This is a genomic window from Algibacter lectus (assembly GCF_900112395.1).
In the GTDB taxonomy this organism is placed as follows: domain Bacteria; phylum Bacteroidota; class Bacteroidia; order Flavobacteriales; family Flavobacteriaceae; genus Algibacter; species Algibacter lectus.
In genome coordinates this window covers 762,091-788,390 of sequence record NZ_FOLN01000001.1, presented here as the reverse complement: position 1 = coordinate 788,390, position 26,300 = coordinate 762,091, and the positions used below count along the sequence as shown (strand labels likewise).

At 33.0% G+C, this 26,300-nt stretch carries 18 protein-coding genes; 13 read left to right on the top strand and 5 right to left on the bottom strand.

Features of this window, described 5'->3' with window-relative positions:
• Positions 1-81: 81 nt before the first annotated feature.
• The 12 genes from BM246_RS02720 (at position 82) to BM246_RS02665 (ending at position 18,559) form a co-directional block, all read left to right on the top strand.
• On the top strand, positions 82-1,134 hold the full coding sequence (locus BM246_RS02720; protein WP_074935686.1) for a substrate-binding domain-containing protein: 1,053 nt from the start codon (positions 82-84) through the stop codon (positions 1,132-1,134).
• 115 nt (positions 1,135-1,249) lie between these two features.
• Positions 1,250-2,737: a sodium:solute symporter family protein gene (locus BM246_RS02715; protein WP_074935685.1), complete on the top strand. Its 1,488-nt coding sequence runs from the start codon at positions 1,250-1,252 to the stop codon at positions 2,735-2,737.
• Positions 2,738-2,760: 23 nt separating this feature from the next.
• Entirely contained in the window at positions 2,761-3,894 is a 1,134-nt protein-coding gene (locus BM246_RS02710; RefSeq protein ID WP_074935684.1) for an N-acetylglucosamine-6-phosphate deacetylase, read from the top strand.
• Between the two features lie 47 nt (positions 3,895-3,941).
• Positions 3,942-5,258 (top strand): sugar MFS transporter, encoded by a 1,317-nt coding sequence (locus BM246_RS02705; RefSeq protein WP_074935683.1) that lies wholly within the window; start codon positions 3,942-3,944, stop codon positions 5,256-5,258.
• A gap of 1 nt (position 5,259) precedes the next feature.
• A complete protein-coding gene (gene nagB, locus BM246_RS02700) occupies positions 5,260-7,203 on the top strand; it encodes a glucosamine-6-phosphate deaminase (protein WP_262481197.1) in 1,944 nt (647 codons plus the stop codon).
• Positions 7,204-7,325: 122 nt separating this feature from the next.
• Positions 7,326-8,927, top strand: coding sequence for an aryl-sulfate sulfotransferase (locus tag BM246_RS02695; protein WP_074935682.1), 1,602 nt, complete (start codon positions 7,326-7,328; stop codon positions 8,925-8,927).
• 439 nt (positions 8,928-9,366) lie between these two features.
• Positions 9,367-12,459, top strand: a complete 3,093-nt coding sequence (locus BM246_RS02690; protein ID WP_074935681.1) for a SusC/RagA family TonB-linked outer membrane protein — start codon at positions 9,367-9,369, stop codon at positions 12,457-12,459.
• A gap of 13 nt (positions 12,460-12,472) precedes the next feature.
• Complete coding sequence (locus BM246_RS02685) at positions 12,473-13,843, top strand: RagB/SusD family nutrient uptake outer membrane protein (RefSeq protein ID WP_074935769.1); 1,371 nt, start codon at positions 12,473-12,475, stop codon at positions 13,841-13,843.
• A 44-nt stretch (positions 13,844-13,887) separates the two neighbouring features.
• A complete protein-coding gene (locus BM246_RS02680) occupies positions 13,888-15,333 on the top strand; it encodes a CBM96 family carbohydrate-binding protein (RefSeq protein ID WP_074935680.1) in 1,446 nt (481 codons plus the stop codon).
• A gap of 17 nt (positions 15,334-15,350) precedes the next feature.
• Positions 15,351-16,097, top strand: coding sequence for a glycoside hydrolase family 16 protein (locus BM246_RS02675; protein WP_074935679.1), 747 nt, complete (start codon positions 15,351-15,353; stop codon positions 16,095-16,097).
• Positions 16,098-16,221: 124 nt separating this feature from the next.
• Complete coding sequence (locus BM246_RS02670) at positions 16,222-16,983, top strand: 6-phosphogluconolactonase (protein WP_074935678.1); 762 nt, start codon at positions 16,222-16,224, stop codon at positions 16,981-16,983.
• Between the two features lie 16 nt (positions 16,984-16,999).
• Positions 17,000-18,559 (top strand): family 20 glycosylhydrolase, encoded by a 1,560-nt coding sequence (locus tag BM246_RS02665; RefSeq protein ID WP_231961807.1) that lies wholly within the window; start codon positions 17,000-17,002, stop codon positions 18,557-18,559.
• 43 nt (positions 18,560-18,602) lie between these two features.
• Here the strand turns inward: BM246_RS02665 and BM246_RS02660 are convergent, their stop codons facing one another.
• Positions 18,603-19,625, bottom strand: coding sequence for a LacI family DNA-binding transcriptional regulator (locus tag BM246_RS02660; RefSeq protein WP_074935677.1), 1,023 nt, complete (start codon positions 19,623-19,625; stop codon positions 18,603-18,605).
• A 284-nt stretch (positions 19,626-19,909) separates the two neighbouring features.
• On the opposite strand from BM246_RS02660, the gene BM246_RS02655 reads away from it, so the two are divergent.
• A complete protein-coding gene (locus BM246_RS02655; RefSeq protein ID WP_074935676.1) occupies positions 19,910-21,514 on the top strand; it encodes a beta-N-acetylhexosaminidase in 1,605 nt (534 codons plus the stop codon).
• A 319-nt stretch (positions 21,515-21,833) separates the two neighbouring features.
• On the opposite strand, the gene BM246_RS02650 is transcribed toward BM246_RS02655, so the two are convergent.
• From BM246_RS02650 to BM246_RS02635, 4 genes are read right to left on the bottom strand one after another with little or no spacing between them, the layout of a single operon-like run.
• Positions 21,834-23,042 (bottom strand): glycoside hydrolase family 117 protein, encoded by a 1,209-nt coding sequence (locus BM246_RS02650; protein ID WP_074935675.1) that lies wholly within the window; start codon positions 23,040-23,042, stop codon positions 21,834-21,836.
• A gap of 24 nt (positions 23,043-23,066) precedes the next feature.
• A complete protein-coding gene (locus BM246_RS02645; protein WP_042504568.1) occupies positions 23,067-24,080 on the bottom strand; it encodes an L-rhamnose/proton symporter RhaT in 1,014 nt (337 codons plus the stop codon).
• A 41-nt stretch (positions 24,081-24,121) separates the two neighbouring features.
• A complete protein-coding gene (locus BM246_RS02640; protein WP_074935674.1) occupies positions 24,122-25,156 on the bottom strand; it encodes an aldose epimerase family protein in 1,035 nt (344 codons plus the stop codon).
• 34 nt (positions 25,157-25,190) lie between these two features.
• A complete protein-coding gene (locus tag BM246_RS02635; RefSeq protein ID WP_074935673.1) occupies positions 25,191-26,285 on the bottom strand; it encodes a mandelate racemase/muconate lactonizing enzyme family protein in 1,095 nt (364 codons plus the stop codon).
• Between the last annotated feature and the right edge of the window lie 15 nt (positions 26,286-26,300).

Genomic DNA, 26,300 nt, shown 5'->3' with positions numbered 1-26,300 from the left:
AATGTTTTAGTAAAAAGATATAGTTTAATTTTGCTGTTAAATTAGAGTGAAATAAGTTTCGAGATAGTATAAAAGTTAAGTATGGATAATGATGAGCGCGTAATAGGTATTAAAGATGTAGCTAAAGCGGCTAACGTAGCATTGGCAACGGTAGATCGTGTAATACATAATCGTGCAGGTGTAAGCCTTAAAACAAAAGAAAAGGTTCTAAAGGTAATAAAACAAATGGGGTACAAGCCAAATATTATGGCTAGTAATCTGTCTAAAAGCAAGAAAATTGTAATAGGAGTTTTGTTGCCTAATATTTCTGAAGGTTCTGGTTATTGGGAGTTTCCAATGCAAGGAATTTTAAAAGCTAAAAAAGAATTAGCTCAATATAATATCAAGATTAAGACATATACCTTCAAGCAAGATAATAGCAAGGAAATTAGAAAAAAAATATTAGAATTGATTAATAGTGATATCCAGGGTTTGGTTTTAACTTCTAAGTTTGCTGATGAGATTGAAATTTTATTAGACGATTGTAAACAAAAGAATCGTCCATATGTTTTTATTGATTCCAACGTTAGAAAAATAGATTCACTATGTAGTATTCATCAACCGTTATTTGAAAGTGGGGAATTAGCAGCTCAGTTATTTAATTATTGTTTTGATCGAGGAGAAATTCTAATTCTACACTTAAAAAAGACCATGGATACAGAGGGTATAATAGGTCTAAAAGAAAAAGGTATGAATGCGTATTTAAATGAGAAAAATAACGCTATAACTACCAAGTCACTTGTTTTAACAGATTTTAATGAAGATGCCATAAGTGATATTTTATTTAAAACTTTAGAAGATAATCCACTTATTAAAGGTGTTTTTATCCCTAATTCGAAAGTGGCGTACATCGCAAAATATTTTGAAAAGCGGGCTGGTGATAAAATATATCTTATTGGATATGATTTTTTTAGAGAAGATGTTGAATATATGGAGAAAGAAATTATAGATTTTCTTATTTGTCAACGCCCGGAAGAACAGGGGTATCAAGCTGTTTTTAAGTTGTTTGAGCATCTTGTGCTGAAGAAAGAAGTTGAAAAAGAAATCATAATGCCTTTAGATATTATAACAAAGAAGAATTATAAATATTATTAAATAATTACGTTCTTTTTTTTAAACATGCTAGGTTAGTATGTTTTTTTTTATATTTTTGAGGTACGTTACCGTAAATTGAGGCATTGATTGTTAACTAATAAAAATTAAAACGCACATGACGCTACAGCTATTAGATTGGATTGTAATTATTATATTTTTCTTAATAATGGTAGCTATTGGAGTTTGGGCACATTATAAAAATAAAGACTCTGGAGATTATTTTACAGCAGGTGGCAATTTGCCTTGGTGGTTATCTGGTATTTCTCACCATGTTTCTGGTTACAGCGGAGCTGTGTTTGTGGCTTATGCGGGATTAGCCTATACCCATGGATTTTCAATTTATGTATGGTGGGCCATGACGGTTGGTATTTCAATTTTAGTTACAATAAATATATTTCCGGTGCGCTGGGTGAGATTACGACAGAGAATCGGGATCCAATCGCCTTTAGAATACCTCGCTATAAGATATGGTGTAAAAACTCAGCAAGTAATAGCTTGGAGTGGTGTTGTTTTAAAACTGTTTGATGTTGCTGCTAAATGGGCAGCTATTGCTATTTTATTAAAAGTATTTACAGGTGTTCCTATTCTTTATGGGGTACTTTTTTCTGGTGGTATTTCTATTGTGTATATAACTATTGGAGGATTATGGGCTGTAACTGTTAGTGATTTTATTCAGTTTATAGTTCAAATCGGAGCTGGAATTGTTATGTTCTTTGCTGCAACATCTAAATTAGGTGGTATAAATTCTGTTTTTACTATTTGGGATCAATTACCGGCCAAAAACAGTGAGCCTTTTACTGAGCCTTATACCGTTGGTTTTGCCTTGGCTTTCTTATTTATAAATATGTTGAGTTATAATGGTGGTACATGGAATTTAGCCACAAAGTACATTTCCTCTCCCGATGAAAGGAATACAAAAAGAGCAGCGATACTGTCGGGTGTATTATATCTTATCTGGCCTTTAATATTGTTTTTCCCTATGTGGGCAGCACCTATTTTGTTACCAAATTTGAATGATCCTACAGAATCTTATGGGCTTTTAACCATCACGCTATTACCAAAAGGGATGATAGGTTTGGTGTTGGCGTCTATGTTTGCAACCACCATGTCTATGACTTCTAGCGACGCAAATACTATTTCAGCAGTAATAACAAGAGATATATTACCACTTCACTTTAAAAGGTTTAATGTTAATGCGTCTGTTAATCCGTTGATTGTAGCACGAAAAGTAACATTTATATTCATCTTTTTTACAATCTTGATAGCAACACAATATGAATCTTTCGGTGGTATATTGGGGCTTATAGTAACTTGGTTTGCTGCACTTGTAGGGCCTATTGCAGTACCTATGTTGTTAGGGATGCTTCCGTTATTCAGAAAAAGTGGATCTACAGCTGCTTTGGTCTCCATTTTTGGAGGTCTGACGAGTTTTGCTTTAATTAAAATCTTCTCTATAAGTCTACCTTTTGCACTAGAGATAAGTTTGCCTCTAATAGTATCCGTTTTCTTATATATCCTTTTTGGCTTTATAAATCGAAAAGTAGAAGTAGCTCCAGAAGTATTAAAGTTGCTAGAATCTATTGATAAAAAATTTGAAAATTAAATTTTAATAATTCTGAAAAAATAATGAAAGAAAGTATTAATTGTGTTGACTGTATTTCGAACGAATTAATTCAAATAGTAATTGATGATAATTTATTAGTTTCAAAAACAAAAGGTGAAACCAAAGATTCTGAAACTATCTTTTTTGGTCCTGGTTTATTTGATCTTCAAATAAATGGGTTTTCTGGAGTCGATTTCAATACGTTTCCTATTATTGAAAAGGATTTTATTAAGGTGATTAATAAACTTTCAAAAGAAGGTGTTTTGTCCTTTTTTCCAACGGTTATTACAAATTCAGATGAGAATATTATTAATCTTTTAAAAAATATAAATGAACTGTGTTTACAAAACCCTTTAATAGCGTCTTACGTTACTGGAATTCATTTGGAAGGTCCTTTTATTTCCCCTGTAAAGGAGGCTTCTGGGGCGCATTCTAAAGATTATATTAAGGCGCCCGATTGGGAACTGTTTCAAGCATTTCAAAAAGCCTCAGGAAATAGAATTAAAATAATAACATTAAGTCCGGAATGGGACAATTCAGCAGATTTTATTGCAAAGTGTGCAGCACATAATATTATTGTTTCAATTGGACATACAGTGGCAAGCAATGCGCAAATAGACGCTGCCGTTAAGGCGGGAGCGACCATGTCTACGCATCTTGGTAATGGAGCTCCTTTATCGCTTCATAGAAATTCAAATATTATTTTAGATCAATTAGCAAATAATAAACTAACACCAAGTATTATAGCCGATGGATTTCACTTGCCTGATAATTTTTTGAAAATAGTACTTAATGTTAAAAAAGAGAATGTTATTCTAGTGAGCGATTCTACCATGTTTGCAGAGATGGAGACAGGTGTTTATCATACGCATATCGGAGGTAAAGTAAAGTTGGAAAAAGGAGGGAGGCTTTCTACTTTTAAAAACGAAAATGTTTTAGCAGGCTCAGCTGTTTCTTTACTTGATTGCATTAATACACTTTTTTCAAAAAGTATATTGAATTTGGCAGAAGTATGGTCTTTAGCTTCGATAAAACCTAAAAATTTGGTTGATTTACCTGATAACACAGAGGACTTTGTTTTGTTTAAATTGAAAAATAATTCCATATCTATTCTAAGTGTTTTTAAGTCAGGAAAACAAATTTTTATAAAAAATTAATATTTGAAATATAGTTTAACAAATTAATCAATTTTATAAAGTTACTTATGAAAGAATCTACCAAATCAAATACACTAATTCCAATTATTGTTATAGCAAGTTTGTTTTTTATTTTCGGATTTGTTACTTGGATAAATGGTGCGTTAATCCCTTTCATGAAGACTATTAATGAGCTTACAGATGCTCAATCGTATTTGGTAGCTTCAGCCTCGTATATTTCCTTCGTAGTTATGGCATTACCAGCTTCATGGATTTTAAATAAAATAGGTTACAAAAAAGGGATGTCTTTAGGTTTGGTAATAATGGCTATTGGTGCCTTAGTGTTTATACCTGCTGCGGAAGCTAGAACGTATTGGTTATTTTTAACAGGAATTTTTATACAAGGTATTGGTATGACCTTGTTGCAAACTGCTGCCAACCCCTATATCACGATATTAGGGCCTATAGATAGTGGCGCTAAACGTATCGCAATTATGGGTATAGCCAATAAAGTAGCAGGAGCTTTGGGGTCTATTATATTTGGGGCATTATTACTATCAGGTATCGACGAAGTAAAAGAAAAATTAGGTAAGGCTTCTTTAGAAGAGAAACAAGTACTTCTAGATACTATGGCTGATAGTGTTTTTATGCCTTATTTAATAATGTCGATAGTTCTATTTATTTTAGGTATTCTAATTAGAAAAGCTCCATTACCAAATGTAGAAGCAACCCAAGAAGAATTATCTGATGAGGATGGTGCAGTAAAAACCAATATTTTTCAATTTCCTCACTTATGGTTGGGGGTGCTTACCTTGTTTGTTTATGTTGGAGCAGAGGTTATTGCAGGTGATACCATTATAGCTTATGGTATTTCTTTAGGTTTTCCTGCAGCCGATGCTAAGTTTTTTACCACGCTTACTCTATTTGCTATGGTTTGTACCTATGCCATAGGAGTTTTGTTAATTCCTAAATATTTAAAACAAGGCACTGCCCTTAAAATAAGTGCGGTATTAGGTGTCGTTTTTAGTATATGTATTTTATCAACAACAGGTTTTAGGTCTGTTTTATTTGTTGCAGCCTTGGGGATTTCTAATGCTTTGGTTTGGCCTGCGGTATGGCCGTTAACCTTAGCGGGATTGGGTAAGTTTACTAAAATAGGCTCAGCTTTATTAATTATGGCTATTTCCGGAGGAGCTATCATTCCTCCACTATATGGCAGAATGGTAGATGCCAATAAGTATGAACTCATTACAAATGGAGTCAATGAAGTAGACGCTTTGGCAACAGCCTCAACAAATAGTTATTGGATATTAATTCCCTGCTATGTATTAATTCTATTTTTTGCATTATGGGGACACAAATATAAAAGTTGGTCAAAACAATAAAATAAAAAAAACAAGCATGTTAAAGAGTAATACAGACAAAGCAACAGGCTTTGAAAAAAGATTTGAGAACATCGGAACGATTGTTTTTGAAAACTCAACTATGGCATCAAAAGCTGTAGCCAAAGAAATTGCCGATTTAATAAAAGTTAAACAATCTCAAAAGCAACCTTGTATTTTAGGTTTGGCAACAGGAAGTTCGCCTAAAGGATTATATGCAGAGCTAGTTCGTTTACATAAAGAGGAGGGTTTGAGTTTTAAAAATGTAGTATCATTTAATTTGGATGAATATTATCCAATGGAGCCAGATTCTATTAATAGCTACGTGCGGTTTATGAAAGAGCAATTATTTAATCATGTAGATATTTTACCGGAAAATTATAATATACCTGATGGATTATTATCTAAAGAAGCTATTGCAGGTTATTGTGATGCCTACGAGGCAAAAATAGAAGCTCTAGGAGGTATCGATTTACAGATTTTAGGTATTGGTGGTAATGGCCATATAGGGTTTAATGAATCGAGATCACTTCAAAATTCAAAAACGCGTTTAGTAGCCTTAGATCATATTACCAGAGTAGCAGCAAGTGGCGATTTTTCAGGCTTAAATAACACCCCTAGAACAGCTATTACTTTAGGTGTTAAAAAAATAATGGAAGCGAAAAGAGTAATTCTAATGGCTTGGGGTGAAGGTAAATCTAATATTATAAAAGCCTCGGTAGAAGATACGGTTACCAACTTGGTGCCTGCTTCTTATTTGCAAGAGCACAATAATGCAACCTTCGTGTTGGATAATGCGGCGGCATCGAAACTAACACGTGTTAACAGCCCATGGTTAGTTGAAAAAATTGTTTGGACCGATAGACTAATTAGAAAAGCCGTTTTAAATTTAGCCTTAGATTTAAAGAAGCCTATTTTAATGCTTACTGATGCCGATTATATAGAAAACGGTATGAGCGATTTATTAGCAGATTCGGGGCCTGCCTACGACATAAATATTAGTATATTTAATAAACTTCAAAATACCATTACGGGTTGGCCAGGTGGCAAACCTAATGCAGACGATAGTAAACGTCCAGAACGTGCCGAACCTGCAAAAAAACGAGTGCTTATTTTTAGTCCACATCCAGATGATGATATCATAAGTATGGGAGGAACATTTAAACGTTTACAGGAACAAGGGCATGAAGTGCATGTAGGGTACCAAACTTCAGGAAATATTGCTGTAGCTGATGATGAAGCTTTGCGTTTTGCTAGTTTTGTATGTGATTATAACGATAAGTTTGGAATAGAAAATACAGAAGCGAGCGCCATTTATAAAAAAGCTGCTAAGTTTTTAAAGAATAAAAAATCTAGTGAAATTGATACTGCCGAAGTGCGTTATATCAAAGGATTGATACGTAAAGGAGAAGCGCGTGCTACATGCCATTTTGTTGGTATCCCAGACGAACAGATACACTTTATGGAATTGCCATTTTATGAAACTGGGGCGATAAAAAAGAACCCAATTGGTATCGCAGATGTAAAAATAACTTCAGATTTAATTGAAAAAATAAAGCCTCACCAAATATATGCTGCTGGTGATTTGGCCGATCCACACGGCACTCATAAAGTTTGTTTAGATGCTATTTTTGAAGCTGTAAAGCAATTAAAACCTAAAACGTTTATGAACGATTGCTGGGTATGGCTATACCGGGGAGCATGGCAAGAGTGGGGTATAGATGAAATTGAAATGGCAGTACCTATGGGGCCAGATCAAGTACTTGAAAAACGTAAAGGAATTTTTAAACACCAATCTCAAAAAGATGGGGTGGTATTTCAGGGGAATGATAGTCGAGAGTTTTGGCAACGTGCAGAAGATAGAAACCGAGAAACTGCCGATATATATCACCAATTGGGTTTATCTCAATATGCTGCGATGGAGGCATTTGTGAGGTGGGAGTATTAAACTAGTGATACGGCTTTTAAGTTTAGCATAGGCAAATTAATTAGTATTGTAAACGTTTGCATTTTTCTATTTTAAATTGTCTATTGTATTTGTTTCTGGAAATTAGCTATTTATAAAAAAAAATGATAAAAAAAATAACATTTATTCTTATTTTAACCGTTTCTGTCGTTAGAGCGCAAGCGCCAACGGTTGGGTTGCTCTTTTCAGATAGTAATGTATCGGAAGGTTACACACTATTTTCCCCAGAAGTAAACAATAGTGTGTATTTAATTAATAACTGTGGTGAAAAGGTAAATGAATGGACTTTTACGGAGTTTCCAGGAGCAACCTGTTATTTGTTAGAAAATGGAACATTATTAAGAGCAGGTAAAAATAAGTTAGAAATTAGAGGCTGGGATAATACAGTACTATGGAACTATGAGATGAATGCCAATGGGCTAAATCAACACCATGATATTGAACCACTTCCAAATGGAAATGTTTTATGCATAGTTAGAGATAGTTATTCTAATACAGAGATTATTGCTCAAGGAAAAGACCCTCTTAAAGTTGATCAAGTTATTGACTTAGATAAAATAGTTGAATTAAAACCTATTGGAACTAACCAAGCTGAAATTGTTTGGGAATGGAAATTTATAGACCATATCATTCAAGATTATGATAGTTCAAAAGCGAATTTTGGTGTTATTGAAAACCATCCCGAACGTATTGATATAAACTATGTAGATTCTAATATTGAAAGTTTGGATAGAGGTTATACGCATGTAAATGGGATTGATTATAATGCAAATCTTGATCAAATTATTATCTCTGCACGAAATTTAAATGAAATTTATATTATTGATCATAATACCACAACTGCTGAGGCTGCGGGACATGCTGGAGGTTATTCAAATCTAGGAGGCGATTTATTGTGGAGGTGGGGTAACTCTAGAGTTTACAAACAAGGCGGAGTTGAAGATCAAAAACTATTTTCGCAACATGATGTAAAATGGGTAGAGCCTGGGTATTTGGATGAAGGTAAAATATCTGTTTTTAGTAATGGAAGTGATCAAACTAGAGCTTACAGCACAGTCCATTTATTAGATACTGAGATTTCTGGTAATACGTACACTAAAGAGAATAATACATTTAAACCATTAGATTTTAACTGGTCGTGGAGTGGTGATATATTAGAAAAAACCATGTACGAAACAATAAAATCTGGAGCACATAGCCTTCCAAATGGGAACTTTATAATCTGTCAAAGTTCTTTAGGGCAGGTATCTGAAATTACAAAAGCTGGTGAGCACATATGGACTTATAAAAATCCATCTGGGAATAGTATATTTAATCAATTTGATAATATTTCTCAAAATTTCAACCCAATATTTAGAGCCGAAAAATATTCTAGTAATTATATAGGGCTTTCGGGCAAAGACTTAACACCCAGGGGATTTATTGAAAATGAAAATTCTCTTTCCAGCGCTTGTGCAACTTTAAGCGTAGCTCAAATTGAAATCGATAATATTAGGGTAACCAACCCGGTTACTGGTCATGTTCTAAAATTCAACCAAAAAATAGAACTCGATGCATTAAGAATAATAGATATAAATGGGAGAGTAGTATTCTCATCTAAAAATTTCTCGAATGATCATGCGTTGATAAATACTCAATCAGGTTTTTATCTTATTGAATTTGAAAAAGAAAAAATTATCAAACGAATAAAAATTATAGTCAACTGATTTTTTTATCATTAGAAACTATATAACTGTTGAACTCATTTTGTAAAAGTCATTCATGTTCTTAGTCTAATACTCTTCAATATATAATATGGTTACTAGTAGTAAATAGGGGGTAAATGGATAAAAATCAATACTCTGAAGCTCCTAAAAAACTACCAACCCCTTCAAAATATCAATTTTATAGATTTCTTAAATTCTTTATCTAAAAATTTCAATTACTTAATTAATCGTATCAATAAATTCACATTCCACAATCGTTTGCATTTTTTAATACTTTAATTATAACTAAAAAGTGATATTTATGAATTATTGTCACAGTTTATTGATTTTAGTGTGTTAAATGTTAATATTTTTGTTAAAATATTTTATGCAAACGTTTGCATTGAATCTAATTTTAGCTATATTTGGAAAACTAATTCTCAATAACAAATTTTAATTCATGAAAAAACTAACGAAAAAACCTTTTCTCGGTCTATGGAAATGGAAGAGTAAAACAATTTTGGCGTTGCTTGCTATTTGTTTTTCTACAGCTCATATGTATTCTCAGAATATGACTGTTTCCGGTAAGATCACCGATGAAATAACAGGAGAGTCTTTGTTTGGAGTAAATATTATTCTAAAAGGCTCAATTAGAGGCGTGTCATCAGATATGAGTGGTGTTTACAGCATAGGTGATGTTTCTCCTAACGATGTTTTACTGTTCACATATTTAGGATATGTTGATATGGAACTTAAAATTGGTAGCGAAAATGAAATTAACGTCGCTTTATCTCCCGCCATTGATGAACTTGATGAGTTGGTAATAGTTGGTTATGGAGTTAAAAAGAAAAGAAATTTAACGGGTTCTATAGTTTCTATAAGTAGTGACGATATTAGCGAATCTAATTTACAAGATCCTATATCTGCAATACAAGGTAGAGCTGCTGGAGTTCAAGTTGTTTCTAATTCAGGTGCTCCAGGAGGAGGGATGTCTATAAAGGTGAGAGGAAATTCGTCTTTAAACTCCGGAAATACACCGCTTTATGTTGTTGATGGTGTTCCAATAGAGTCTAATTCTTTATCAACTTTAAATGGTACTGAAAATTTTGGTTTAAATCCATTAGCTGATATAAACCCTAATGATATTCAATCTATTGAAATATTGAAAGATGCCGCATCCACAGCTATTTATGGTTCTCGTGCTGCAAATGGAGTTGTTTTAATAACCACTAAACGTGGGAAATCTGGAAAAGCACAAGTTGATATTAATATTTCGACTGGTATCAGTAGTTTAACTCGTAAACTAAGTGTTTTAAATGCGAGCCAATATAGAGATGCGGTTATTGATTCTTACAGGAATATGGATAACCCAACGCAACCTAATGCAATTGTTATAGATTCTTTAAACCCTAGAAATAGTGGAGATGTAGATTGGCAAGATGAAGTGCTTAGAATTGCACCTCAGCATAAAATTGATTTTGCTGTACGTGGTGGAACAGATGATGTTAAGTATTCGTGGAGTTCTTCTTTTTTAGATCAGGACGGAATTATTTTAAATTCAAATTACCAAAGAGTTACGTCTCGTTTGAATGTTGATTTTAAAGTTTCAGACAAATTTACTTTTGGTCAAAGTATATCTTATACAAATGGCGTTAATAAAAGAATTAATGCTGCTGGTGCTAATAACCTAAGTATTATAAGAGAATTATTGGTTCGTCCCCCAACTTTTGCTATATATCTACCAGATGGTTCGTATAATGGATATCAATTTGGTAGAAGAAACCCAGTTGGTCTAGCAGAACTTGCCACAAACCTTAATAAAAGTAATCGTATTATAGGAAATCAATATGTTGAATATAATATTGTAAAAGGATTGAAGCTGCGTAGTAACGTTAATTTGGATTATGTTTCTATGAAAGAAGATAAATTTCTTCCTTCAACGCTAGATTATCGAGCAGGTTACAATAGCGGTGAGGTTCGTGCTATAAATAATTTAACTTGGGGTAATGAAACCTTTTTAACATTGGATAAACAGTTTGGAGAAAATCATAATTTTGGAGCTCTAGCCGGTATGAGTTTTCAAAATTGGCAATATGAAAGAACGGGATTAGATGGTATGTTCTTTTCTAGCGATAATATAACAACGTTAAATGGAGCAGGAACTATTTCTAATCAAGATGTAAACATCACAACAGAACATTCATTACTATCTTATTTTGGAAGATTGTCTTATGATTATAAAGGGAAATATTTGTTTGAAGCAAACCTTCGTGCAGATGGCTCTTCAAGGTTTGGTGAAGATAAAAGATTTGGGTATTTTCCATCGGCTTCTTTAGCATGGCGTTTTTCAGACGAGAATTTCTTTAAGAATATAGAAGTTGTAAATGATGCCAAAATACGTTTAAGTGTTGGGCAAACAGGTAATGAGTCTATTGGTAACTATACGGCACAAGGAGAGTTTGCTGTTGGTGCTAATTATTTAGATTTTTCTGGAGCTGCGCCATCAGTAATGCCAAACTCTGGTTTATCATGGGAAACAACAACACAATATAATGCTGGTTTAGATTTGTCTTTCTTAAAAAATAGAATAACATTCAATGCAGATGTATATTTAAAAGTTACCGAAGATTTACTTTATAATGTTCCAATACCAAGAACGACAGGGTTTTCTTATGTAACGCAAAACATTGGAAGTATTGAAAATAAAGGAATAGAATTATCGCTTAACTCACGTAATTTAGTTGGTGAATTTAAATGGGATACTGGATTTAATATTAGTTCTAACCGCAACCAAATTACAGAGCTACCTGAAGATTTATTAACAAATGGTTTTATTCAAAACGGTAGCTACCATATTTTACAAGAAGGCAGTCCAATAGGAACGTTTTATGGTTGGAAATTTAATGGCGTTTACTCACGAGATGAAGACAACGTTAATCAAGTTACCAATGGTGCTTTAGGTGCTGTGTTTGAAGGTGGAGATCCTATTTGGGAAGATGTTGATGGTAACAATATTATAGATAATAATGATAGACAAGTTATTGGAGATGCTACTCCAGATTTCTTTGGAGGGATTACAAATAATTTCTCTTATAAAGGCATTAGTTTAGGTGTCTTTTTTCAGTTTTCTTACGGAAACGATATATATAGTGAGATAAATCATCAACGAAATTCTATTGTAAGATATAACAACTTATCTACAGATGCATTAAACAGATGGAGAGAACAAGGTGATGTTACAGATTTTCCAAAGCCTGTTCAAGACGACCCTTTACAATCGGATAGTAGAATTCAAAGCCGTTGGGTTGAAGATGGATCTTATATAAAACTTAAAAATATAAATTTAAAGTATAATTTCCCTGATCCTGTAGTGTCTAATCTAGGCCTAAGAAAGGTGGAAGTTTACGCTTCTGCACTTAATGTTATTACTTGGACAAAATATACAGGTTTCGATCCTGATGTTAATTCTTATAGTGGTTTAAGAGAAGGTGTAGACGAGGGGTCTTACCCGCAAAGTCGTACCATCATGTTAGGTTTAAATATTGGATTTTAAAAAAAAAAATATTATGAAATACATAAAAAATATTATAGGAATAGGGCTTCTTGCTTGTCTTGCGGTATCCTGTTCAGAACAAGTTTTAGAAAAGGATCCAGTAAGTAGTTTTTCTGGTCAAGGATTTTATCAAACATCTAGTGATGCTCAGGCCGGTGTTTATGGTATTTATGATGCATTACAATCTACATTCCGAATTAACTTTTCTTATTGGGGAGAGGGGCGTGCCGATGCAGTAAATACAAATCATTCTGGAGATCCATTAGCTTTACAGCAAAACACATTGAGTCAAGATATTTCATCTGCAAGTTGGAATAATATTTATGAAACTATTAGTCGTGCAAATTACGCTATTAAATATATACCAGGTGTCTTTGCTGGTGAAAGTGAATTTAGTTTACAGCTTATTGCCCAAGCTAGAGCCTTAAGAGCAATCTCTTATTTCTATGCTGTTAGAGTATGGGGAGATGTTCCATTAATTACCGAACCTTACGAAAGTGTTGATCAACAATTTTTTATTTCAAAAACAGATCAAGAATTAGTGCTCGATCAAATTGTTGAAGATTTTATTTTCGCAAGTGAAAACTGTAGAGATAATTTTTCGGGAGATAATACCAGAATACTCTTAACAAAAGGTGCTGCACACGCATTTCTTACCCAAGTGTACATGTGGAGAAAGGAATATGCAAATGCTATTGAATCTGCTGAAAAAGTAATAGACAACAGTCTGTATTCATTAGTGCCTATAAATGATTGGTCTAGAATATTTACTTCAGGATACTCTAATGAAAGTATTTTTGAAGTAGGTTATAATGATGTGCAAACCAATTCCTTACGTGTTTTGTATGCTATTGGTGCAGATAGTGATTATTTTCCAAGTGAATCCTTTAGAGATACGTTTGAAGATGACGATTTAAGAAAAGATCTTATTTGGGATACTACAGAGGAAAACCCACGAAAAATATGGAAATTTTTTGGAGAAGGTTTTAGCGATGAAAGTGCAGACCCGTCGGCTAATAATATTGTTCTTGTGAGGTTAGCAGATATTATGCTTTTAAAAGCAGAAGCTCATAATAAATTAAATGAAACCACTGAGGCTCTTAACTTATTAAATACTATAAGAAAAAGAGCAGGCATTACAGAACTAACGCTAGCTGATGCAAACGGCTTATATGGTGATTTAGAATCAGCAATATTACATGAAAGATTAATTGAATTATCCTTTGAAGGGCATCGTTGGTTCGATTTAGTTCGTACCGGAAAAGCAATAAGCACCATGAATCCAATTAACGGATTAAGTGACGAGGCAAATCTTGTTTGGCCTATTCATGAAGATGCGATAAATAGAAATCCTAGTTTAGAACAGAATGATTTTTATAAATAATCTGAAGAAATATTATTGTTCAATAAAATTTAAACTCAAAAATAATGAAAAATAATAAACCAATTTTATATGTTACTATAGCAGTTTTGTTTGCAGGTGTAACAAGTTTGTTTCACAGCTGTGAAATTCAAGAGAATTTTTCATATCAAAATTCAAACTCTAATGCTTCGTTAGGTGTAAATGCTTGGGAATATATACAAGCAACAGACTCTTTAAGTCTCTTTGAAGAAGCTATAAAACTTACAAACACAGAAAGTTTGTACGAGTCTAGTTCTAACAAAACATTTATAGCGCCTTCAAATCAAGCATTTGAAGAGTACCTTCAAGATAACGCATACACTGATTTGTCTGAAGTACCAGTGCCAATTTTACGCAATACTATTAAATACCATGTCGTAAATGCTACAGTATCTTTTGATGATCCAAATATTTCAGAAAGCAATAATCCGTTGCCATATATGAGTGAAAATGGTCAAACCATTTTTTTATCACGAACTAGTGGTTATATGGGGTTAGTAAATGAAGGCACCAACAAACAATGGAGCATTTTTACTTCCAATTTAAAAGCAACCAATGGTATTATACATATTTTACCATCTATAGTTTATTTTTCAGCGCGTTCAACAAGTATAGAGGGACCGGATGATATAGTAAGAGATACTATATTTCCAATAGCAGATACTTATGTTAATGGTGGAAGTAATTCTGGACGTAATTATGGTGCTGATGTACGTATGAGATTGAAAAATGTAACTGGTAGTGGAGGTTATGACAGAAAGGTTTTTTTAATGTATGACCTAGACGATTTTACAAAAGAAGGAGTTATAGTCGATTTAAAACTTGAATTAGCTGTAAGTTTTACAGCTGCAAAAGGAATTGATGTAGATGTTTACAACGTAGAAGACACCTCATGGACAGAAATGGGATTAACTTTTGATAATGCAAACTTTCCTACCACGGAACCAATATCTACAATAACATCATCAAAAGTAGATAAATTTGAATTTGATATCATTGACTACTTCAATGGATTAGATCACAATGGACGCATTGCTCTTATGGTAGATCAAGAAGCTGGTAAAGATGAAACTGATGAGTTCCATTCTAAAGAAAATACAGGCGGATTCTACGCACCTATGTTAATTGCAAGATATGCTTCTGGAGGTACTACTTTAATAATCGAAAAAAATACAGGATTCATTGTTAATAGTGGGGAGGCTTATGCTTTAAATAACGATGTTTTAGAGGTTTCTGGATCCATACCAGCAGATGTTAGTTTTACAATTCAACAAGCACCACTAAATGGTTGGTTAATAAGGGGCGCTAGTGTTTTACAGGTGGGAGAAACTTTTACACAAGAAGATATTGATGCCATGAATGTGGTTTACATAAATAATGGTGAAGGAACTGAAGATACTATTATAGTTAATGGAAAAGATAAAGCAGGAGCAACTTTAGAAGCTTTTAATATAAATATAACAGTGCAATAGTGCTAGTAGCCTAACACATGAAAATTAATAGCCCTATGCATTATATAGTAATAATATTATTAGCCATTAGTTCTTGCAGTTCACCCAAGGATGAAAACATTCAACCCATTGAACCCATAACACGAATCATTAATTTTTCGGGTTATGAATGGATAGTAAGGACTTCCGATGATGCTAAACAAGGTCCAGGTCCTAATTTGTTTTCAGATTCAGAAGATAATGTTTGGGTAGATGAAGAAGGTCGATTACACTTAAAAATTGTGCAAAAAGGCGGTCATTGGTACTGTTCAGGAGTCACACTACGCCTATCTCAAGGTTACAAAAAGTATGTTTTTTATGTAGCGAGTAGAGTAGACCAATTGGATGAAAACGTTGTGGGCGGACTTTTTACGTATAAAAACGATAATGAAGAGATCGATATAGAGTTTTCTAAATGGTCTCAGTCTGAAAATCAGGACTCTCAATTTGCAATTCAACCTTCAGATAATGTGGGTAATAAAACGCGTTACGATTTAAATTTGAAAAGCGACTTATCAACTCATTTTTTTAATTGGCAAGCCAGTAGTATTGAGTTTGCGAGTTATCAAGGACATACTTTAGAACCCAATGCAGAAGATGTTATTAGTACTTGGACGTATACAGGAAGCGATATTCCTCCTCTTAATAATGAAAAATTGAAATTGAATTTATGGTTATTTAGAGGAAATGCTCCAACAAATAATCTACCCGCAGAAATGATTATAGATCGAGTAGAAATACTATAAATTTATAATTATTGAATTAGTCTGCAATTATATAAATTCTGGTTGGTTTTAACTTACCGGCCAGAATTTTTTAACCTAACATGAGCACCTACGCTGTGTTTTAATAATAATTTTTAATAAAGAAATGCTAGATTTTACACAGAATATAAACGTTCTTTCTAACAAGACAACAACAGGTATGGCTGCGGGAAAAGCAGTAGAAGATTGTATATTACTATTACAAAAAACAAAAGAAAAAATCAGAATAGTTTTTGCAGCTGCGCCTTCTCAAGATTCTATGCTTGATTATTTATCAAAATCAAAATTAATAGATTGGAATAAAATAGAGGCATTTCATATGGATGAATATATAGGGTTAGCCCCCGGTTCTCCACAATTATTTTCGTCTTATTTAGAAGATAATTTGTTTTCAAAAGTACCTTTAAACAAAAACACCATTAATGTAAATAATGATGTGCCAAGCGAAATTATAAGATATACTAATTTGTTAGAAGAAGGTCCTATTGATATTGTGTGTTTAGGCATAGGAGAGAATGGCCATTTGGCTTTTAACGATCCGCATGTAGCCGATTTTAACGATGCTGAAATTGTAAAAGTAGTTGAGTTAGATGATGCATGTCGCATACAACAAGTCAATGATGGTTGTTTTGAGTCTTTTGAAAAAGTGCCTGAGAAAGCAATCACATTAACCATTCCAACGCTATTAAAAGGAACACATTTATTTTGTGTAGTTTTAGGAGTAAAAAAGAGTGAAGCTGTTAAAAATGCCCTTACTGAACCTTTAAGCACATCTTGTCCTGCGTCTATTTTAACAACGCATGCCGATTGTAATTACTATTTCGATAAAGCTGCCTATAAAGGCATAGAATCTTTAGAAAACGCATAAAATTGTAGATTAAGATATGATGAATTATAAAAATATTTTTAAATTCTTATTACTAGTAACTTTGATGTTTGCTAATACTGTAAATATCACAGCGCAAACAATAGCTTCTACGGAAGATTTTAAAGTCAAAGGGTTTCATTTGGATCTTCGAATACAGGTGATGACTCCAGAGGCGCTTAAAACTTTAGCGAATGAGCTTTCTGAAATGGGTATTAATACCTTAATTATGGAATGGGAAGGTACGTACCCTTATGAAAAACATGCCGTTATCTCAAACGAATATTCATATACTCGAGAAGAAGTAAAAGATTTTGTTTCCTACTGCGGTGGCTTAGGGATTAAAGTAATCCCTTTACAACAAAGTTTAGGGCATGTAGAATACATTTTAAGAAACCCAAGATATAGCAACTTAAAAGAAGATCGAAAAGATATTTCTCAATTATGTCCAATGGAAGCTATGGAAAGCAAAGCGCTTTTTAGAGATTTATTTTCAGATTTGGTAGAAACTCATAATTCAGATTATATCCATATTGGAGGGGATGAAACCTATTTATTGGGGCATTGTGAAAAATGTCAAGCAAAAGTAAAAGAAGAAGGTAAATCTAAATTGTTTGTAGATTACATGAAGATGATTACTGAACTCGTTATTGAATTAGGTAAAAAACCTGTTATGTGGGCTGATATTATTTTGAAACACCCAGAAGCAGCTTCAGAATTACCAAAAGAAACCATTTTTATAGATTGGAATTACGGGTGGAAAATTAATCATTTTGGAGATATTCCAAAGCTTCAGGAAATGGGATTCGAATTTTGGGGAGCGCCAGCCATTAGATGTCATCCTGATAATTGGTATGTAACCGATTGGACAACGCATTTTAAAAATCAAAAAGAATTTATTCCGTATGCAAGAGAGGCTGGGTATGAAGGCATGGTTATAACCTCGTGGTCTACCACAGGTGTATATGGTTTTACTTGGGATGTTGGGTATGATGTTATAGATATGGTTCAAATAAGAAACACCTATCCATTATCGGCTTTTCGTATTTTAATAGCGAGCTATACTAAGGCTTTAAATATGAAAGAAGCTTTAAACCCTGAAGATTTTGTTACCGAATATGGCAGAACAAGGTTTGGTTTAAATAAAAAAGATGCTTCAGTTTTATGGCATTTTTTATCAGCAGAACCAGAACTTATAAGTAATGGAAAACCTACTAAGAGTGAAAATATCGCTGAGGTTAAAACTAAATATAATGTGCTTAGAGAAGCATTATTGAAATTAAAACCAAAACAAAATGAAGCTGAACTAGATCAATTTAAATTAATGGCCGATTTAAGAGTACATTATTTAGATTTTAAAGAAGTGGAGTCTAAATATAATGCGCCTAGTTTTGTGTGGTCTCAAGCACCTATTTTGCTTAAAGCACTAGATATTATTTTAGCAGATGCGAAAGAACTGAATAAAAGATTTATTGCACTCAATAAAGGATTTTTGTATGATTCCGAATTAGAAGAACAAAATGAATTACGCGTGCAAGCGGTTCATGTACTTTATGATCGATTGGCTAAATTGAAATAAATACAAGACTATTATTAATTTATAGTTTAATCAGCTGAAACTACTATTTTATACTGGATTCACGAATTATTAGTTCTGTTTTTAAGGTAATAGTTTCAGAAGATATAGACTCATCTTTTTCTTCTATTTGACGAATTAGTAATTTAGTTGCAGCTTCCCCCATTTGAAAGGCGCGATCATTAATTGTTGTTAAGTGAGGCTCTATAATTTTAGAAATAGGATAATTACTAAAGCCTACAATGGCTACATCTTCAGGTATTTTTATTCCAGCCTTTCTAAAAACTTGAATAACACTTACGGCAGTATAATCATTAGCACAAAAAATGCCATCTGGTTTTGTTGTACTTTTTAGGTATGTTTCAGCGCATTTAACCCCTTCTTCGTAGCTAAGGTTATTTGTGAATAATATTAATGATTCTTCTACGGGTAATTTGTAATGCTTAAGAGCTGCTTTATAGCCTTCTAAACGTGCTTTGAAAATATTAGTAGTTTGGCTACCAGAAATATGTCCAACTCGCTTACATCCACTTTTTATAAGATGTTCAGTCGCTAAATAGGCAGATTCAAAATCATTGATAATTATTTTGTTTGTGTCAAAATCAGTGGGCACTCGGTCATAAAACACCAATGGGATGCCTAGTTTATTGATTTTTTTAAAATGATCACAATTTTTGGTTTCTATACTTAAGCATACAATAATACCATCAACCATTTTATTCTGAAGAATTTTTATAATTTCTTTTTCTCTTTTAAGTGAATCTTTAGATTGAAATATAGTAACATTATAACCATTGTTATACGCAAACTCTTCGATACCACTTATAACTAAAGAGTGAAAGTGAATATCAATTCTAGGGGCAATAACTCCAATAGTTTGGGTTTTTTTCTTTCTAAAGCTAGAAGCTATAGAGTTTGGTCTAAACCCCAATTCTTCAGCCATTTTTTGTACTCTTTTTTTTGTAGCATCACTAATGGCAGGATGGTTTCCTAAAGCTCGAGAAATGGTAGAGGGAGAAAGGTTCAAATCTTTTGCTAAATCTTTTAAAGTAATTCTTGAGTTCTTCATATTAATGGAAACAAACGTTTGCGGTTAAAGTTATCTCTATTATTTATTGCTAATTTAAAATTTACAGTGTTTAGGATTTTTCCTTGAAAAGGAATACAAATTAAATCAATAATAGTTGATAAATGTGTTTAAAACAATAAAATAGTTATGCAAACGTTTGCATAACTGTTTTATTGTTTTAAATTTGTTATTCACTATCAAAGTATTCGCTATTGTTTATAGTTTTTAATAGTAACGATAAAGTGAGATAGTTTTATACTTAAAATTCTAACCTTAACTATATTATGAAAACATTTAAAATATTCTATATTTTTCTTCTTTTTTTTATTTCTTTAGGAAATGCTCAAGTTAATATAATACCGCGCCCTCTAGAAGTTTCTACTGAAGATGGTTTTTTTGAATTGAACAATAAAATTGCTATCATATCTGATAAAGCTTCTAAAAATCAGGCAGATTATTTGGCTGCTATTTTAGATAAAGCTTTTGATATAAAAACAACCATTAAGAAAAGGGGGGTGGGGATAATTTTAAAAATAAATTCTGATCTAGAAATAACGTTAGGTAAAGAAGGATATCACCTTACATCTTCTAAAAAAGAAATTGTAATTGAAGCATCATCAAATACAGGTTTGTTTTATGGTATTCAATCACTGAGACAATTATTACCTAGTAATTTTGAGTTTTCTAAGCAATTGAACAAAAAAGTTTTAATTCCACAGGTAGATATTAAAGATAAACCACGTTTTGGATGGCGTTCTTTCATGCTTGATGAGTCTCGCCATTTTAAAGGAAAAGAGGTAGTTAAAAATTTATTAGATCAAATGGCTCTTCTTAAAATGAATGTTTTTCATTGGCATCTTACAGACGATCAAGGTTGGAGAATAGAAATAAAAAAGTACCCGAACTTAACTAGAGTAGGTAGCTATAGAGAAGATACTCAGTTAAGTAGAAAAAGTGATGAGCGTTATGGGTATTCACATCAAGGGTTTTATACACAGGAGGATATAAAAGAGATTATTGCTTATGCTGAAGAAAGACAAATTTTAATAGTTCCTGAAATTGAAATGCCGGGTCATGCAATGGCTGCGATAGCATCTTACCCTTGGTTGGGGATTTTAGGAGCAAATACTAAGGTGCCTGAGTTTTTTGGTAAATTGGACGATTCTTTCAATATAGCCAATCCAAAAGTATATCAATTTCTAACAGATGTTCTTGAAGAAGTATTTAAACTTTTTCCAGGGAATGTTGTCCATATTGGAGGAGATGAGGTGATGTTTGATATTTGGAAAAACTCCGAAATGATTCAAAATAAAATAAAAGAAGAAGGCTTGTCTTCTCCTGCCGACCTACAAATATTTTTTACAAATCAAATGTCCGCTTTCATGGAAAGTAAAAACCATAGAATGATGGGATGGAATGAAATATTGGGTGCCAATGTGCATGAATGGCAAGAAGACTCGGATGTAAAAGTAGAACAAAAATTAGCTAAATCTGCTATAGTTCATTTTTGGAAGGGTAATGTAGAACTTATCAATGAGGCGGTTAGCAATGGATATGATATTGTAAATTCTTTACATTCTATGACTTATTTAGATTATAATTATGATAATTTACCCCTTTCTAAAGCTTACTCTTTTGATCCTATTCCAGAAGGAGTAGATGAAAAATACACTAATAAAATACTTGGGTTGGGTTGTCAAATGTGGAGTGAATGGATACCTTCAGTACAACAAATGAATAATCAAATATTCCCTCGAATCGCGGCTTATGCAGAAGTCGGTTGGACTACTAAATCTAATAAAGATTATGAGGTTTTTAAAGAATCTCTAAATAGATACAAGAAGCGTTGGGAGCTATCAGGTATAGAATATCATAAAGATTTTAAATAATAATTAAATGAAGAAATCTTTAATAATAAGAAGTCTTTTGAAGTTATAAAACGCAATATGGATGTTCGTGAATACTAATTATAATTAAATAATTAGAAGCTTAATTCAATATATTCCTGACCAATGAGCATAGTGGAATACTAAACATTATTAAAGAAGATTAATATTTTTAGTTTTGGGAGAATTATAGATTAATTTTCCCAAAACTAAAAATATAGTATTAAATAGATAAGAAGTATTTTTAGCTAACAAACTATCTATAAAGGTTTCAAAAAATTTATAAATATCCTTATATTAAGGGCTGTTTATATAAAACAGTTTATTCCTCACCCACACCTTTAGCAGTATGCTTTTTCATTCTCCATGTTTTAAAACCTCTAATATATTGGTAATCGGAGTTTTTATATTCATGTGTTAAACCCCAACGTAATATTTCGGTAGGTTCTTTTTCGTTATCAGCAGTTCTATCTAAACCTATAGCATGTGGAGCTCCTTTTACTACACCTTTAATATCAAAGTTAATACCATCTGGAGACCATTGTACCGTGTTTTTCTCTGGACCATCTGTAGTAATTAATGCTGCTATACCGCCATCATAAGACCAAACACAAATTTCGTGTCCGCTATTTGAAATCGGGTTGTATGGAGATTTTACGTAAGGTCCTTTAGGATTATCTGCAATGGCAACACCATGTCTAATTTGTCTGCCCCCAAAAGTAATAGCTTCCCCCATTTGTTCACCTTTATAGTACAAGTAGAACTTCCCTTTGTATGGAATAATGCAAGGATCGTGTACTTTATGACTATCAAAATCCCCTTTCTTTTCTACGGCAAATCGGTCTTGTTTTTCTCCTTTCCAAATACCATTATCAGCAGGACTTAAAATAGGCTCTTCACTCTTAGTCCAAGGACCATTTGGTGATTTAGACCAAGCTAAACCTACTTGATTTTTAACACGAACACTATATGGGTTTTTAACCGTTTGATAGCATAAATAGTACGTGTCTTCATGTTTCATGATTTCCACAGTAAATACAGAACGATCATCATAATCACCTGCTTCTCCTCGAGCTACCGCTAAGCCTTCTTCTTTCCATGTAATTCCATCTTCTGAAGTTGCATACCAAATATCACAACGATCCCAAGGGAACACTTTATCTTTAACTACATCGCCGCCAAATCCTTGAGAAGGACCAGTACTTCTACTGTACCAAACATAGTATTTTCCATCTTCTTTAATTAATGCGCTAGGGTCTCTTCTTACAACACCTTCTTCATAAGCTAAATCGCCTTTTAAATCGAAAACTTGATATTCAAAAAACCATTCATTTCCTAAATCTGTTGGCCATTTAAGAGCTCTTTTTGAAGCAGCACTTAAATATTCTTTATTGGTGATGCCTAAAAAATCTTGTTGTTCGTCAGAAATTAAAGTCTCAGTTTCTGTAACATCTTGTTTTTTTTCTACGTTATTGCATGAGGTTAAATTCATTGCCATAGCAATAGTTAATGTGTATATTATTTTTTTCATTTTCTAATGATTTAATTTTTTTATTTATGAAATTCCATTTCCGTATGCCACAATCACAATACCGACTACCATGCATACTAATCCAAAATATAAAAAGCTTTTTGCTTTTCCTGAAGCCTTTATCCATTCTTTAGTAATAATACCACTCAAAATAGCTGTAACTACACAAGATGTATTAAAGATAGCATAACCAACAGTATTTCCACTTTCTCCTAACTTAAAGGCGGCAAATGCAAATAAAGCTGAAGCCGCATAATGAAAAACGGCCATGATTAAAATAAGCATAAAGTTTTTGCTAAATGCAGGTGTTTTAAATTCTCCCCATGCTTTTTTCTGAGATAACTGCCACAAGAAATAAGCCGTCATTACAATACCTCCACTAATAAAAATAGGAAACATAACGGCAACAGCAGTAATCCATTCTGCATTACCAGCCGCTTGACAAGCCTCATGTAAATACGGGCGACCCGCAGCATTGGCATAACTAAAACCAGTGGCTAATAAACCTCCAATAATAGCAATTAAGATACCTGTAAGCATAGAGCCTTTTTTCTCCTTTTTTTCAGAAGAATTAGCCTCGTCTTTTTCACGTAGTAAACCTGCTTTTCCATTAGCAAAAACACCAACTAAAACAACAGCTAAACCTATTAGAATAGTGGTTAGTACGTTTGTTGCAGGTAAACCTTCTTCAATGTAAGGTAATAGAGAACCTACAAGAATAATGGTGCCTATAAATAAAGAAAACCCTAAAGATAACCCAATGTGATTAATGGCTTTACTCCACATCATAACACCAATTCCCCATAGAAAACTTGTTAGACCCATTTTAACCCAAATATCGGTGGGCATGTTTCCAAAAATATCACCGAAACCATTAATTAAAGTTATTGAAGCGATAATTGGCACGACAAACATGGTTAGTAAAAAAAATAAACTCCAAGTATTTTCATACTTAAAATCTTTGGTAAATTTTTCTGGGAGTGCGTACAATCCCAACATTAATCCTGCGAAAATCGCTAATAAAACGCCTTCAATCATAATTGGTTTTTTTAGTTATTAATTTAGTTCTGTTATTGTAATTACCATCCAAATTTAAAGATGGTAGTACTTTTAAATTCTTCACCCGCTTTTGTTATTGATTTTGGTGAGTTTTCAATGTTTGGCCCATTTTGATATCGATGAGTTTCACAACAAAAACCGCGGTATTTTCCATATTGTTCACCATTTTCTCTTTTAATAGCGTCCGATGTGTATTTTCCAGTATATAATAACATACAAGGTTCTGTTGATGATACTGTTAATGTTCTTCCAGATTCATCCGATGTAATTTGAGCTACTTCTTGAAGCTTAAAATCAGAATTATCAAACACATAAAAATGTTCAAATCCATCACCCATTACAGCATGTACATCTCCAATGATTTTACCTTTAGATAAATCATCAATCTTACCTTCTATATTTTCAATTACTCCCGTTGCCGCACCTGTATCGTCCATATTGTGCCTTTTATTTGTATTTACTTTAGCACTATGGTTTTCTACATTAGAAGAAAAAGCATTTAAATTGAAATACGTATGATTTGTTAAAGAGAGCGGAGTGTCCTGATCTGGTGTGGCAGAATAATCAATCCTTAACTCATTATCTGATGATAAAGTAAATGTTACAGAAACTTCAACGTTTCCAGGGAACCCTTCTTCTAAATCCTTACTATAAAGAGACATTTTTACGCCATTATCAAAAGTTTCAGCTTTCCATATTCTTTTATCAAACCCAAGAACGCCACCATGAAGATTATTATCTCCACAATTTTTAGCTAAATGATATATTTTTCCATTTAAAGTAAATTTTGAATCTTTTATTTGAGAACAATATCTTCCAATAGTACCTCCAAAGTATGGTGAGTTTTCAACATATTCTTTACCGAAATAACCATCTAAAGTATCAAAACCACAGGCAATATTTTCAATTTCGCCCTTTTTATTTGGAACCGTTATTGAAGTTATAGTTGCTCCATAATTAGTTATTTTCACTTCAATACCATGTTCATTTTTCAATGAAAACTGTTTAATATCTTCACCTTGGTAATTTCCGAAAATTGAAATTTTTACACTCATATGATTGTATTAGATTTAGTTTGTTGTTAACTTATTATTTAGCTTCAAAAGGCGCTAATTTTTCCCAATCGAAAATCACACCAATTCCTGGGTAATCTGGGGCAACAGCTTTATAGTTTTCTACCACTAAAGGTCTTGTTGTATATTCATCTATTGGAAAGCTATGTACTTCTAACCAGCCTGAATTGGGTTGTGCAGATACTAAACTTACATGCAATTCTTGCATACCGTGAGAGCAAGCAGGAACCCCATGTTTATCTGCTAATCTTGCCGCTGCCAACCAACCAGTAATACCTCCACAGTTTGAGGCATCAGGTTGAATAAAGGATAGTTTTGCCTGATCGAAAGCATATTCAAATTCATGAATAGTATGTAGGTTTTCTCCCATAGCTAACGGAAAACCCGTTTTATCGACAATTTCCCCAAAACCTTTATAGTTATCTGGTATAATTGGTTCTTCAAACCAAGTGATGTTGTGCTCTTTAAAACCTTCAATAGCTTTTATGGCTTTTTCAACAGTCATGGAATAATTAGCATCTACCATAAAAGTAACATCTGGACCAATAAATTCGCGAACTGCTTTAATACGGTCTAAATCTTCTTGAAGATTATCTCTACCTATTTTAATCTTAACCGCTTTAAAGCCCTTAGCTAAATAGCCTTCCATATTCTTTAAAAGCTTTTCAATAGGAAACATTAAATCAATACCACCACAATACGCTTTACAGGTATTATTTACGCCACCAGCCATTTTCCACAATGGTAATCCTGCTTTTTTACATTTAATATCCCATAGGGCAATATCTACCGTAGAAATAGCGAAAGAAGCAATACCTCCGCGGCCTACGTAATGTACATGCCATTCTAAAAAGTCGTAAATACCATCAATATCAGTTCCGTCTTTACCTATTAAAACATTTGTAAAATCATGTTCAATCATGGCTTTAATGGCATACCCACCTTTTCCTCCGGTATAGGTATATCCTGTGCCTTCGCTACCATCTTCTAAAGTGATGGTTGTGGTTACTAGCTCAAAATGATAATGGTCGCCATGTTTAGCATCCGACATAACTTCGGGTAATGGTACCGTAAATAGACGTACATCTACTTTTGAAATTTTTGTACTCATATTATAAGTCTTTTA

Excerpts from the sequence above, each read along its gene's own strand:
- BM246_RS02635 (WP_074935673.1), bottom strand. The coding sequence starts at position 26,285 with ATGAGTACAAAAATTTCAAAAGTAGATGTACGTCTATTTACGGTACCA.
- BM246_RS02640 (WP_074935674.1), bottom strand. The coding sequence starts at position 25,156 with ATGAGTGTAAAAATTTCAATTTTCGGAAATTACCAAGGTGAAGATATT.
- BM246_RS02680 (WP_074935680.1), top strand. The coding sequence starts at position 13,888 with ATGAAAAATAATAAACCAATTTTATATGTTACTATAGCAGTTTTGTTT.
- BM246_RS02720 (WP_074935686.1), top strand. The coding sequence starts at position 82 with ATGGATAATGATGAGCGCGTAATAGGTATTAAAGATGTAGCTAAAGCG.
- BM246_RS02685 (WP_074935769.1), top strand. The coding sequence starts at position 12,473 with ATGAAATACATAAAAAATATTATAGGAATAGGGCTTCTTGCTTGTCTT.
- BM246_RS02660 (WP_074935677.1), bottom strand. The coding sequence starts at position 19,625 with ATGAAGAACTCAAGAATTACTTTAAAAGATTTAGCAAAAGATTTGAAC.
- BM246_RS02650 (WP_074935675.1), bottom strand. The coding sequence starts at position 23,042 with ATGAAAAAAATAATATACACATTAACTATTGCTATGGCAATGAATTTA.
- BM246_RS02715 (WP_074935685.1), top strand. The coding sequence starts at position 1,250 with ATGACGCTACAGCTATTAGATTGGATTGTAATTATTATATTTTTCTTA.
- BM246_RS02710 (WP_074935684.1), top strand. The coding sequence starts at position 2,761 with ATGAAAGAAAGTATTAATTGTGTTGACTGTATTTCGAACGAATTAATT.
- BM246_RS02675 (WP_074935679.1), top strand. The coding sequence starts at position 15,351 with ATGAAAATTAATAGCCCTATGCATTATATAGTAATAATATTATTAGCC.
- BM246_RS02690 (WP_074935681.1), top strand. The coding sequence starts at position 9,367 with ATGAAAAAACTAACGAAAAAACCTTTTCTCGGTCTATGGAAATGGAAG.
- BM246_RS02655 (WP_074935676.1), top strand. The coding sequence starts at position 19,910 with ATGAAAACATTTAAAATATTCTATATTTTTCTTCTTTTTTTTATTTCT.
- BM246_RS02705 (WP_074935683.1), top strand. The coding sequence starts at position 3,942 with ATGAAAGAATCTACCAAATCAAATACACTAATTCCAATTATTGTTATA.
- BM246_RS02695 (WP_074935682.1), top strand. The coding sequence starts at position 7,326 with ATGATAAAAAAAATAACATTTATTCTTATTTTAACCGTTTCTGTCGTT.
- BM246_RS02665 (WP_231961807.1), top strand. The coding sequence starts at position 17,000 with ATGATGAATTATAAAAATATTTTTAAATTCTTATTACTAGTAACTTTG.
- BM246_RS02645 (WP_042504568.1), bottom strand. The coding sequence starts at position 24,080 with ATGATTGAAGGCGTTTTATTAGCGATTTTCGCAGGATTAATGTTGGGA.
- BM246_RS02670 (WP_074935678.1), top strand. The coding sequence starts at position 16,222 with ATGCTAGATTTTACACAGAATATAAACGTTCTTTCTAACAAGACAACA.